The 12559-nt window shown below is 43.7% G+C and carries 12 protein-coding genes; 5 read left to right on the top strand and 7 right to left on the bottom strand.

Going from position 1 to position 12559, the window contains the following annotated elements; all coding sequences use genetic code 11:
* The first annotated feature begins 172 nt into the window (after nt 1-172).
* The 4 genes from FM019_RS03690 to FM019_RS03675 are packed head-to-tail and all read left to right on the top strand — an operon-like array spanning nt 173 to nt 3435.
* A complete protein-coding gene (locus FM019_RS03690) occupies nt 173-1102 on the top strand; it encodes an ABC transporter ATP-binding protein (RefSeq protein WP_143834552.1) in 930 nt (309 codons plus the stop codon).
* A complete protein-coding gene (locus FM019_RS03685) occupies nt 1103-1873 on the top strand; it encodes an ABC transporter permease (RefSeq protein WP_143834551.1) in 771 nt (256 codons plus the stop codon).
* 7 nt (nt 1874-1880) lie between these two features.
* Nucleotides 1881-2561 (top strand): tRNA (guanine(46)-N(7))-methyltransferase TrmB, encoded by a 681-nt coding sequence (locus FM019_RS03680; RefSeq protein WP_143834550.1) that lies wholly within the window; start codon nt 1881-1883, stop codon nt 2559-2561.
* Nucleotides 2554-3435, top strand: a complete 882-nt coding sequence (locus FM019_RS03675; RefSeq protein WP_185969176.1) for a glycosyltransferase — start codon at nt 2554-2556, stop codon at nt 3433-3435. Before FM019_RS03680 ends, FM019_RS03675 begins: the two co-directional genes overlap by 8 nt.
* Nucleotides 3436-3450: 15 nt before the next feature.
* Here FM019_RS03675 and FM019_RS03670 read toward each other — a convergent pair whose 3' ends face one another.
* Both FM019_RS03670 and FM019_RS03665 read right to left on the bottom strand, forming a co-directional pair.
* A complete protein-coding gene (locus tag FM019_RS03670) occupies nt 3451-5127 on the bottom strand; it encodes a diguanylate cyclase (RefSeq protein ID WP_143834548.1) in 1677 nt (558 codons plus the stop codon).
* 116 nt (nt 5128-5243) lie between these two features.
* Nucleotides 5244-5966, bottom strand: a complete 723-nt coding sequence (locus tag FM019_RS03665; protein WP_143834547.1) for an EAL domain-containing protein — start codon at nt 5964-5966, stop codon at nt 5244-5246.
* Nucleotides 5967-6264: 298 nt separating this feature from the next.
* Here FM019_RS03665 and panP point away from each other — a divergent pair, with 298 nt between their 5' ends.
* The gene (gene panP / locus FM019_RS03660; protein ID WP_260681514.1) at nt 6265-7878 is read left to right on the top strand and encodes a pyridoxal-dependent aspartate 1-decarboxylase PanP; all 1614 of its coding nucleotides are present in this window, start codon (nt 6265-6267) and stop codon (nt 7876-7878) included.
* Nucleotides 7879-7933: 55 nt separating this feature from the next.
* Here panP and panC read toward each other — a convergent pair whose 3' ends face one another.
* The 5 genes from panC to gluQRS all read right to left on the bottom strand — a co-directional run bounded on the left by panC (nt 7934) and on the right by gluQRS (nt 12541).
* Nucleotides 7934-8782 (bottom strand): pantoate--beta-alanine ligase, encoded by an 849-nt coding sequence (gene panC, locus FM019_RS03655; protein WP_143834545.1) that lies wholly within the window; start codon nt 8780-8782, stop codon nt 7934-7936.
* Between the two features lie 9 nt (nt 8783-8791).
* Complete coding sequence (gene panB / locus FM019_RS03650) at nt 8792-9589, bottom strand: 3-methyl-2-oxobutanoate hydroxymethyltransferase (RefSeq protein ID WP_143834936.1); 798 nt, start codon at nt 9587-9589, stop codon at nt 8792-8794.
* A 63-nt stretch (nt 9590-9652) separates the two neighbouring features.
* On the bottom strand, nt 9653-10162 hold the full coding sequence (gene folK, locus FM019_RS03645) for a 2-amino-4-hydroxy-6-hydroxymethyldihydropteridine diphosphokinase (protein ID WP_143834544.1): 510 nt from the start codon (nt 10160-10162) through the stop codon (nt 9653-9655).
* Complete coding sequence (gene pcnB, locus FM019_RS03640) at nt 10159-11526, bottom strand: polynucleotide adenylyltransferase PcnB (protein ID WP_260681538.1); 1368 nt, start codon at nt 11524-11526, stop codon at nt 10159-10161. The genes folK and pcnB overlap by 4 nt, the downstream gene beginning before the upstream one ends.
* Before the next feature lie 169 nt (nt 11527-11695).
* The gene (gene gluQRS / locus FM019_RS03635; RefSeq protein ID WP_260681513.1) at nt 11696-12541 is read right to left on the bottom strand and encodes a tRNA glutamyl-Q(34) synthetase GluQRS; all 846 of its coding nucleotides are present in this window, start codon (nt 12539-12541) and stop codon (nt 11696-11698) included.
* Between the last annotated feature and the right edge of the window lie 18 nt (nt 12542-12559).

Here is a 12559-nt window from a genome sequence, read left to right as displayed (position 1 = left end):
TTAGCATTGTCGTGAGTGACACGCAAAATCTCATTAAATATTCGTCACAGATTTTCTGTAAACCTTAGTTTATAGGTATAAAACCTTTTGCTGTGTGGTCCATTCGGCCTTGATTTATGGCAAACTAAGGCCATATAAAATGAACAAAAATCGAATCGATTCAGGAATTTGAATGAAAGCTTTAGACATCAGCGGTCTGAGAAAAACCTATAAGGGTGGTACGCAAGCGCTCAAAGGTATAGACCTCGAAGTGGAAGAAGGGGATTTTTTCGCCTTGTTGGGCCCTAATGGCGCAGGGAAATCTACAACCATAGGTGTGATTTCTTCGTTGGTGAACAAATCCAGTGGAGACGTGAAGGTCTTTGGCCACTCCATTGATCAAGAATTAGTCGAAGCAAAATCTTGCATAGGGTTAGTACCTCAGGAATTCAATTTCAACCAATTTGAAACCTTGCTGCAGATCGTCGTTAATCAAGCCGGCTACTACGGCGTGCCCCGCCCACTGGCCAAGGAACGTGCTGAAAAATATCTCAAGCAGTTGGATTTATGGGAAAAGCGCAATGAACCAGCCAGAGAATTGTCGGGAGGGATGAAACGCCGCTTGATGATCGCCAGAGCCTTAATGCATGAACCCAAAATGCTTATTCTCGATGAACCTACAGCTGGAGTGGATATCGAGATAAGACGGTCTATGTGGACTTTCCTAAAAGAGATTAATAAGCAAGGTATCACCATCATTCTAACCACCCATTATTTGGAAGAAGCGGAAATGCTGTGCCGCAACATCGCGATCATCGACAAAGGTATTATTGTTGAAAACACCAGCATGAAAACGTTGCTATCTAAACTGAATAAGGAAACCTTTGTATTGGATTTGCCCATTCAAAGCCAACCTCCTGCTTTGAAGGAGTTTGAATATCGAAATATCGATGACCATACATTGGAAGTAGACGTAAACAAAGATGTTGGGTTAAACGACGTATTCCGCCAACTTACCGATCAAGGTGTCACAGTCTTAAGTATGCGTAACAAAGCGAATCGATTGGAAGAATTGTTTGTTCGCATGGTCGAATCTGGCAGACAGCAAGCGGGAGAAGCATAAATGGCAAGCCGTAACTTAACTGCCTTGCGCACCATCTGGATCAAAGAATGCACAAGATTCTTACGTATTTGGGTACAAACCCTGGTACCGCCTGCGATCACCATGTCGCTGTACTTTATCATTTTTGGTAGCTTAATCGGTAAGAGAATAGGCGAGATGGGCGGTTTCTCCTATATGGAGTTTATTGTTCCAGGTTTAATAATGATGTCAGTGATCACCAATTCCTATGCCAATGTCAGCTCATCGTTTTTCAGTGCGAAGTTTCAGCGCAATGTCGAAGAGCTGTTAGTGGCTCCGGTACCAAACTGGATTATTGTTTTAGGCTTCGTCGGGGGAGGTGTAGCAAGAGCAATCCTCATTGGGATTATCGTCACCTGCGTATCATTATTGTTTGTTGATATTCAAATCTACAATTTGGGTATTATTATCATCACCCTGTTATTGACCTCTTCGTTGTTCGCTACGGCTGGCTTAATCAATGCCGTTTATGCCAAAACCTTTGACGATATCAGTATGGTGCCTACCTTTGTGTTAACTCCCCTGACTTACTTGGGCGGCGTTTTTTACTCGTTAACACTGCTGCCTGAGTTTTGGCAGTGGGTGAGCAAAATCAACCCGATCGTCTACATGGTCAATGGATTCCGCTACGGATTCTTAGGAGTGTCTGACGTTAACTACTTAGTTTCCATTGGTTTGTTGGTGGTGTTCAATGTGGTGTTGTTTACTGTGGCTTATCAACTGATCAATCGTGGTGTAGGGATAAGAAGTTAATCCTAAAATGGAACAGGGAAATTCTCGCGCCATCACCACTAACCAGCCAGGGCCCCATGAAAAGGTGCCTGAGCTGGTCAAGCGCCATCTGGCCAATGAGAGTCAAAAGCCGTTCAATCAGCATACACTTGAAGCTTTCAGACAGGTACAGAGCTGGCGGCATGAGAACGACCCGCAAAGTCTGCGTCCTTTGATTTTTGACTCTTGTTGTGGCGTTGGTCAAAGCACGGCGTATATTGCAAAACGCTTTCCCGAAGCATTGATTGTTGGTATCGATAAATCAGCATTGCGTACCAATAAACACCGGCATTATATCGAGGATTCAGACAACTATCTGGTGGTGCGAGCGGATGTTAATGATTTCTGGCGTCTAGCGTATCAAGCTGGGTGGCGGCTAACCCACCATTTTTTGCTTTATCCTAATCCTTATCCAAAATCAGCGCATGTGCAGAGACGTTGGCATGCATGCGCAGCATTTAAAGATATTCTGTCATTGGGTGGTCAACTGGAGGTGCGCAGTAATTGGGATATTTACATTGAGGAGTTTGCCTGGGCACTGCGTTGTGCGGGTTACAAAGCCTCAAGCGAAACCTATCATGCTGATGAAGCGCATACCCCCTTTGAGCGTAAATACTGGTCAAGCGGTCAATCCAGTTGGCGTGTTAGATGTCAGCTAAATCGTGATTGAGAATCAAGCGCGCGCGTGTTCAGTTGCGATATTTGCACACAATCTAAGTGGCGTGATTGTTAGATGCATCGAGAGTGTGTTAGCGAGCAAAGGAAAATTGGACTTGCGTATTTACGTTCTGGCTAACGGTTGCACAGACGGCACTATCTGTGAAATTGAGCGCCAATACGCCGAAGTTGAGCACGTAAACCTGATTAATATCCCTATTGCTGACAAAGCGAATGCGTGGAACCACTACGTACATCGCATCGCAACAATACAAAGCACACATATTTTTATTGATGGTGATGTCGTCCCTGCACCTGATTCACTTATACGTTTGATTGAATCCTTGGATTCTCAACCCGAGGCCAATGCAGTAGGGGCCGTGCCGAGTGTCGGCAGAGATCGCGCTGGTTGGGTTCATCGGATGATCCGCTTTGGTCGTGTATCGGGTGGACTATATGGGTTGACAGGAAAATTTGTTAATTATCTGATCAGCAACCAAATTAAAATTCCTAATGGGTTTGTTGGAGAAGATTTTTTGTTGTCAGCTTGGGCGAAAGATTTATGGGGCAATGAGGGGCTGTATACCTCCAACCCAAAACTCGTTATCGAAGAACGGGCAACCTTTGCCTTTCGACAACTGTCATTGATGCGTTTAGCAGACGCTAAAACATATTTTAAAAGGCTTGTCAGATACCGACTGAGAGATTATCAGCTTGGGATGTTAATGCACTATTTCGAATCCCATGGCATTGACTATATTCCTTTGTCTGTAGAAGAAATTTACCAATTGGCAGGAAAACCTCCTGGGTACTACTGGCGTGGAAAGTCTACTCCGATTGATTGGTTAGCGGTGTTTAAAATCCGCCAAGCGTGGCGCGGGAAGTAACGGTAAAACAGAGCCTCAGCTTTTTTCCGTGACATTACGGACAGTTGTAAAAGATTGTTCAACCACACAATTACGACCTCTGTCTTTTGCCTGATAAAGCAAATGATCGACGCTTTTGATGATCTCTGTTTCGCCAATATCATAATTACCATTAATCGTGAAGCATCCTGCACTCACAGTAACCACTGGCGCGGCCAGAGATTTTTCATGCATTATTGCCAATGACTCGACACCTAAGCGCACGTCTTCAGATATTTTCAACGCACCCGACGCATCTGTGTTGGGAAGAATACAAATAAACTCTTCACCACCATATCGAGCGACAAAATCTGTAGGCCTTGAAACTTGTTTGGATAAACATTCAGCAATTTTGACCAGGCATTCGTCGCCCGCGACATGTCCATAAAAATCGTTGTAGTCTTTGAAATAATCGACATCAAGCATAATGATCGACATGTCATTTTGAAGACGTTTGGCTTGTTTCCATTCAAGAGATAAATGCTCATCAAAGCTGCGCCGATTGCCAAGGTTGGTTAATCCATCCTGCTGAGATATGCCGACTAATTCTTTATTGATGTCTTGTTCTTTGTCTAGGCTCAACATCATTTCATTAATGGCGTTACTTAACTGTACAAGTTCATCGTTACCTTCTAATACAATGTACTTGTTCTGGTGAGGTTGTTTCTCCTTGATTTGCTCCATAAGATCATAAAACCGCTCTGTTAGTGCTTTTCTTGCACCAAAGCGCAAAATCAAAACACTAAATAATGCTATCAGCAAAGCGACTATCAGCGCTGAAATCTGTAGATTAAACTTGGTTTTATATAACAAAGAGTCGTCAAAATTGATTTGCAAGAATGCTTTGAAGCCCAATTCATCATAAGACTGCATAAAGACAGGTATAAGAAGTGTATTTTCCATTTCAGAATAATCCGCTTCACCTTTGAAAAGCTTCCTTGCAAGCGCCACATCTATCTTTTTACCCTGATTAAACAGCGACCATTGATCAGCGCCACTGATTAAAAATAGATCGACATTGGTTATCCACTGATACTTGTCTGAAAGTTTGGCTACGTAGTCGCCAAATAAATAGTCTGCGACTTCGTTGTTGTCGCCCGATTCAAGTCGGCTTTTTACGTCAATGTCGGCGTTAACAATAAAGTTGCTTCCCTCCAGGCTGTAATAAGCATATTTTTTAATATCGCCAGTAACCGTTGATGGGGAGACGCGATGTGCTGAGAAGGTATTGTTAGTCAAGACATTCTGGAGAAGCCGAGTGTAGTCTTCACTGACGTTTTTTAAATCCAAGCCTATCTCTTTATCGAAGGTACTTTGGTAAACAATCAATTGTTCGTTGATTAAATGGATATCAGAAAGGTTGTGTGTCTGCTTGAGCTGCAACAGATGTTGTTTGACCTGAGCGGGAGTTTTGTTGGTTGACTCCCGCAACTGTCTAGCAATCGCGGGCAGTGAAATGCTGAGTTCTCGATCCCATCGTTCTTCTACTAACAAAAGGATCCTATCAAAAACTTCAATATCTCGCTTAATGCTGTTAACTGAAGCGTCTTTTTGTTCAATAAAATTGTTAGCGAGGAAGTTGTCTAGTATCCAAATACTTGTGAGGTACGCAAAAGACGCTGCTAAAAATGCAGTGAGTAATATAAACAAATTGATCTTTTGTTTTAACAGCATTAGCTAATGCAATCGCCTCTATTTTGTACACAATAGAGAATAAGACGAGCGAACCTATAACACAAGTGAATGTGACAGTTTAACTTTTCGTTATATTGATTGCGTCGAAGGTTGATTTAGTTCGTGGGTGTATCGGGCTGAGGCAAACTAAAGTAAAACCCTTGTGCATAACGAATACCAAGATCTTTAATTCGGTCTAGCGTGGCTTTGTCTTCCACATGCACGGCGACGACCGAGATGCCTTTTGCCTGCGCCTGTTGAGTTAGATGTTCAACAAATTCGAAGCTCTGTTGGCTTTCCATGATCTGGGCGATAAGACCACCGGCAATCTTAATACCGTTAATGGGTAGACTTAAAATGCTATTGATATTGCCAGGGGTCGCACCAAAATGATCAATGTAAATACCAATTTTAAGATCCTGACAACGCAATGCAAACTGGTTAAAAGCATCAATATTGTTAAGTACCACGGCAGCAGTAAGTTCTAAACTGACGCGTTCTGGGTTTGGGTAATCGGTGAGAACTTCAGCTAAATTGTCCAACAACGCTGGATTTAGCATGTCTTGCATGCCTATATTGATATTCCACGCAACGTTTAGATCCCTAAAGTACATCGCGCTTCGATTAAATATCGTTTCTGTTAAACGCTCAACAGATTGTTGTCGCTCCACCAGATAGAGAAATTCGCTGGGCAGAAAAGTCTGCTCACAGGGAGTCACTAAACGTGCCAAGCATTCAAATCGCCAAACTGTATCCTGCGACACATCCATTATCGGCTGGAAAAAAGGCACCACCCGGTCCAGATCAAAATGTTCGGTAACTTCTTTTATATGCATCATTCCCTCATATTGCAGTGCATGTTAACAATACCACCTCTTTTTGTGCTGAGAAAACTATACTTGCAAAGTTTACGTATTATTTTAGTGAACAAGTTTATCTTTGCTGCGCTTCTTAGTCTCAGAGCCGCTAGGAGTGCAGAGCCACGTTGCGATCTGAACGCAATTAAACAGAACGAATTTCATACAACAAAGATGAATGCGCGCAAGTTTTGACCACTGGTCAAACCATATTATTTGGCGGGCGCTCAGAAGTACGATAAAGTCCGCCTCTGAAAGTTTTCAAAAGAGGTTACAACGAGTGGGAAATGCATCTGCCAGCTTGGAGCATATGTATCGGGTATTTACCAAACCAGAAGGTAAAGACTCTAAACTTGCACAGATTGAGGAACACTTATCAGACAATTTATCAGATTTTTTATCCCAACACGTGGTAACTAAAGCAAAATCTCTTGAAGAAATAGAAAAACATTTTAGTGAGTTTCAAATTCCGGAATCGCCGGAGTTTGTGTCAGAGCATGCAGAAGCTCTTCTGGATAAATTAGTCGCTCACTCGGTTAATACCTATTCTCCTACCTTTATTGGTCATATGACCTCAGCATTACCTTATTTCCATTTGCCCTTGGCTAAACTGCTGGTGGGGTTAAATCAAAACTTAGTGAAAATTGAGACATCTAAGGCGTTTACGCCACTTGAGCGTCAGGTCGTCGGCATGCTACATGAGTTGGTCTACGCAGAATCATCAGATTTTTATCAGACCTATTTGCATAGTGCTAAACAATCATTAGGTGCGTTCTGTTCTGGTGGAACCATCGCTAATATCACTGCACTTTGGGTCGCAAGGAATAAAACACTGAAGGCGGACGGCGCTTTTCGGGGAATTGCTCAACAAGGTTTGGCAGCAGGTTTAAAACACTATGGCTATGAAAATTTGGGCATATTATCCTCGAAACGTGGTCATTATTCTTTGTCCAAAGCGGTTGATGTGCTGGGCATTGGCAGAGAACAAATGCTGATGCTTGACTGCCCGACACAAAAGCTTTCGCCAGAAAAGGCACTAAAACTTGGGCGACAGTTTGAGCAGCAAGGTAATAAATTACTGGCTTTAGTCGGCATTGCGGGCACTACCGAGACTGGCCATGTTGATCCTCTTGACGAGCTTGCCGATGTGGCAAAAGAGCTGAATTGTCATTTTCACGTTGACGCGGCATGGGGCGGCGCAACGCTATTTTCTTCTCAATACCGCCAAAAACTGAAAGGAATTGAAAAAGCTGACTCCGTAACCTTAGATGCCCACAAGCAAATGTATGTACCCATGGGGGCAGGCATAGTGGTGTTCAAAGATCCGGAAGACAGCAATGCTGTGCGCCATCATGCTCAATATATACTTCGGGCCGGATCTAAAGATCTTGGCGCTACCACACTGGAAGGCTCTCGCAATGGCATGGCGATGATGGTTTATGCATCGTTTAATATTTTCGGTAGGCAAGGTTACGAATTGCTAATTGACCAGAGTATCGAAAAAGCGCAAACCTTTGCAAAGCTCATTGACAATCATCATGACTTTGAGCTGATCACCGCACCGACCTTATCGCTTTTGACCTACCGTTTGAAACCGCAGAATATCGATTATCCTAATGAAGCACAAAATGCCAAACTGGATAAGCTGACTGTTAGTGTTCAAAAGCAACAACGTGAAGCTGGGAAGTCGTTTGTTTCGCGCACGAGATTGAGTGTAGAAAAGTATGGCGAGCAATCGATAACGGTATTTCGCGTGGTGTTGGCCAATCCCCTCACAACTGAACAAGATCTTGTAGATATTCTTGATGAACAACTCGCTATCGCCAAAAAACTGAAGGTTTGGAAAGGTTTGACCGCATTACCAGTGCCTGCTGAACCCATTGCGGTTAAATAACCGGAACTCGGTTTAGATCGTTTTAGTCACAGAGATTGAAACCACTGATTAAATGTTATAAACGAACCTGAATATTATCAATCAAACGGGTTTTCCCCAAAAAGGCCGCAGCTAAGATGACTAACTCAGTTTCTTCATGTCCCGGACTCAATAGCGTGTCAACCGAGCGGATCTCGATATAATCAACGTTAAATCCACTATCACTCAGTTGCTTTTTAGCTTGGTTTAAGAGCACGCTAAAGTCTCGACGGCCATTCTCAACAGCGTGTTGAAGATACTGTAAACTTTGATAAAGGCTTGGGGCGAGTTGACGTTCTTCTTCGCTTAAATAATGGTTACGAGACGACATGGCTAAACCGTCTTTTTCACGCACGGTTGGAACACCGAAGATTTGTAAATTCATTGACAAGTCGGTAACCATGGCCTTGATAACTTGAAGCTGCTGAAAATCTTTTTCACCAAAAAATGCCATGTTTGGTTGTACCATATTGAACAATTTGCAGACAATAGTGGCAACACCACGAAAGTGCCCTGGTCGGCTTGCACCACAGATCATATAGGACAAGCCCGGTACTTCAACAAACGTTTGTTTCTCTAGTCCACGTGAATAAATGTCTGCAGCATGAGGGGTAAACAAAACATCGACTCCCAGCTCTGCTAGAGAAGCTTTGTCTTGCTCCATAGTGCGAGGGTAAGAATCAAGATCTTCATCAGGGCCAAATTGCAGCGGATTAACAAAAATAGAGGTAACAACAATATCAGCGTGCTGTTTTGCCTGTTCGACCAGATGCAAATGTCCTTGATGTAAATTGCCCATCGTTGGTACAAATGCAATGGTTTTTCCCTCTAACTGCCACTGGCGTCGAATTTCACGTAATGGCGTAATATCGCTAATCTGCTGCATGATGAATCCTTACTCAAAGCTGTGTTGTTCGTCGGGGAACACACCGCCTTGTACTTCTTCAATAAATGATTTTACTGCTTCGCGCATGTCTCCGGTTTGTTCCAGGTAATTTTTGGAAAATTTCGGCATGTAGTTAGCGCTGATCCCAAACATGTCGTGCATAACCAGGATCTGTCCGTCGGTTTTTGCACCTGCACCAATGCCTATCACAGGAATACTCACCGACTCAGTAATTTTCTGAGCTAGACTGGTTGGGACACATTCCAATACTAACAATTGAACGCCCGCATTGGCGAGGTCTTGGGCGTGTTCCAAAAGCATTTCGGCTTGTAGATCACTCCTTCCCTGCACTTTAAAGCCACCAAAGACGTGAACGGATTGCGGAGTCAGTCCAAGGTGGCCGCACACTGGTACACCCCGCAAGTTAAGACCTTTTACGGTATCAACCAGCCAGTCGCCACCTTCGACTTTAACCATACTCGCTCCAGCGGCCATTAAGGCTGCCGCGTTTTGATAGGTTTGCTCTGGCGTCGCGTAACTCATAAATGGCATATCAGCGATAACAAATGCTCGCTGCGTGCCACTTCGTACTGAACGTGTATGATAAGCAATATCCTCGACTGTGACCGACAACGTATCGTCACTGCCTTTAAGGACCATGCCCAGAGAATCACCGATTAACATCACATCAATGCCCTGCTCGTCAAACAACTTTGCAAAGCTGGCATCATAAGCTGTTAGCGCAGTGATTTTTTGTCCTTGCTGTTTCATATTCAGCAAGGTGGATGTTGTTACTTTCTTAGTCATCATCAATCACCTTATGCTAACGGTTAGGGTATTACCGCATGTCAAACACAACTTGGAAATACGCTAACACTCAGATTTCACATCCTGTTCAAATTTAACAAGTCCGTTTCTAGAAACACTATTTAGTACAAAAATCAAAGAATTACCACATGGAAGCACTAAATCAGGAGCGATTTCATGCAGAGGGAAAAGCACGAATTCACGACTTTTCATGCCTACGTGAGGAATGGTTAAGTCTTGAGATTCAATAACTTGATTGCCAAATAAGAGAATATCCAAGTCCAGTGTACGCGGTCCCCAGCGTTGCCCTTTACGCACACGCCCCTGGTCTAATTCTATTTTTTGCATCGCAGCCAATAACGCGTGTGGGGTCAAATTTGTCTCTATTTCCACCACCGCATTGACATAATCTGGCTGGTCCTGAGGCCCCATTGGTTTGCTTGAATATAAAGAAGAGCATTTGCGTACGGTTGTCAGCTCTATTTGCGCCATGCTATTGACAGCTTGATGTAGCTGTTCTGCAGGTTGAGACAAATTACTGCCCAACCCGATGTAACAGGTATGTGCTGTCATTGTTGTGGTTTGGGGCGCTTTTTGGAACGGCGTTTGCGTGGACGTTTGGTTTGCCCACCTTCTTCTTCACGAAGTTTAATTAGCATCGCTTTACGTTGCTCAACATCGGCTTCCTGAAATTCTGTCCACCAATCAGCAAGCTCCAATAACGAACCACCTTCAATTTGCCCTCTGATGAGCAGGAAGTCATAGGCTGCACGAAATTTTGGATGCTCTAACAATTGATATGCTCTGCGTCCAAAACGTTTTGGTAAACGCAGTTGTAGCTGCCAAATATCACGCATCATTGAAGAAAAACGTTTAGGGATCATTATCCGTTGGATCTGGCGATGAAGCACATCGTTCATGGCAATGTTATAAGCATCGAACTGAATCAGTCCCGCTTCATCCATTAACTTCTGGCAGTGCTCCTCAATGGGGTACCACAAGAAAGCAGCGTATAAAAACGCAGGGGTAACGCGTTGACCTGTGTTAATACGATTATCCGTGTTGATGAGCACTTGCTCAATAAACTTGGATTCTCGGCTATTTGGGTCGACTAATAAGGGCGCGAGCTGCGGAAAAAGTGGCTGTATCAGTCCAAATTCAAGCATTAATTTGTAAGTTTCTAGTCCCTGACCAGAAATAAACAACTTAATTACTTCCTCAAACAAACGTGCAGGAGGAATATTACTAAGCAGTGAGTTCAGGTGATGAATCGCATCGGCGGATTCGTCGCTAATACGCATATTAAGTTTTGCAGCAAAACGCACAGCGCGGAGCATTCGCACAGGGTCTTCACGGTAACGTGTTTCTGGGTCACCAATCAACGCCAAACGCTTGTCCTTAATTGCCTGCATTCCTCGCGCAAAATCGGTCACTGTAAAGTCGGTGACTCGATAATACATAGCATTGACAGTGAAATCTCTGCGTTCAGCATCTTCCTCAATGGTGCCAAAAACATTGTCGCGCAATATCTGACCTTCCTGACTCTGTTTGCCAAGGGTTTCTTTGGCTTTTTCATTTTGTTTGGTCGTGGCGCTTTGGTGGTGACCTCGAAACGTAGCAACTTCAATAATTTCACGGCCAAAAACAATGTGCGCTAAGCGAAAACGACGACCAATCAAGCGACAGTTTTTGAACAGTCCTTTGACTTCATCAGGCGTTGCATTAGTGACCACATCAAAATCTTTAGGGTGTAATCCCATCATTAAATCGCGAACACAGCCACCTACTAGATAGGCGTCAAATCCAGCGCTGTTAAGTCTGTAGAGCACTTTAAGGGCGTTGTCACTGATCCCTTCTCTGGAAATACCATGCTCTGCTCGGCTGAGAACAACAGGATCGAGCAATTCACTGTGGTATTCAGGAGAACCCCCAGTAATGGCTTCTTTGACCTTTTTGATCACACGAGAAATGATGGTACTGCTCCTAACAAAACGTATTTAAACTAAACTTAACAAAGGCGCGCAATAATATACTGGAATCAATGATTTTTCTATTCGAACCTTGCACTTGGAAAGGGTAAATGAATAAAAAAACATCCAATTGAGTTCATATTGACCAGTTATCAATTGCCCAATCGAGGATCTGATCTACCTCTAGAAGTTTGCTTTGAGTTTTGACCGGTAGGTTTAAATATTCTAATGCTGCAAGCAGGTTTGCTGATGCTTTGCTATTGTCCAGTGCCGGCGCGTGATTTTGCTTGCTGAATTTCCGTCCGTCAGCGAACTTCACCAAAGGTAAATGCAAATTTGACGGAGGTGACACATTAAGTGTTTTAAACAATGCAAGTTGGCAAGCGCTGGGCAATAACAAATCTTCGCCTCGAACAATTTGCGTCACGCCCATTTCAATGTCATCGACTACTGAGGCCAAATGGTATGCATATAAACCGTCTTTGCGTTTTACGATGAAGTCCTCTTGGGTCTGAGAAACATCAACTGCAACCTTGCCCAAGTATTCATCATCAAGGGTTTCAATTTTAACGTTATTTTTAAAACGCAGGGCAAAAGGCGTATTTACGGATTTTTTATTGCGGCAAACGCCAGTGTAAACCGGGCCCAATGCTTTCGTTTGCGCGCGAGTGCAGTCGCATGGGTACAACAAATGATTATCCTGCAAGAAGTCCAGGGTCTCATCATATAATTTGCTGTGTTGAGATTGGAACACCACATCGCCGTCCCAGTGCAATCCATGCGCTGTTAAAGAACTGAGTATACTTTCTGTTGCGCCCGACATGATCCTGGGTGGATCGATATCGTCTATACGCAAGCGCCACATGCCCCTCCGAGTTTTTGCTTGCAAAAAGCTGCCCAATGCGGTGACTAGCGAACCCAAATGCAGCGGGCCGGATGGGCTGGGCGCAAAACGTCCTATGTATGGATTATGGTTCGACAAACTAGACTCCATAAACAC

Origin of the sequence: Aliiglaciecola sp. M165, from assembly GCF_007197995.1 — a bacterium.
Taxonomy (GTDB): domain Bacteria; phylum Pseudomonadota; class Gammaproteobacteria; order Enterobacterales; family Alteromonadaceae; genus Aliiglaciecola.
The sequence above is the reverse complement of the archived record's forward strand: the minus strand, read 5'-3'. Positions and strand labels throughout refer to the sequence as shown.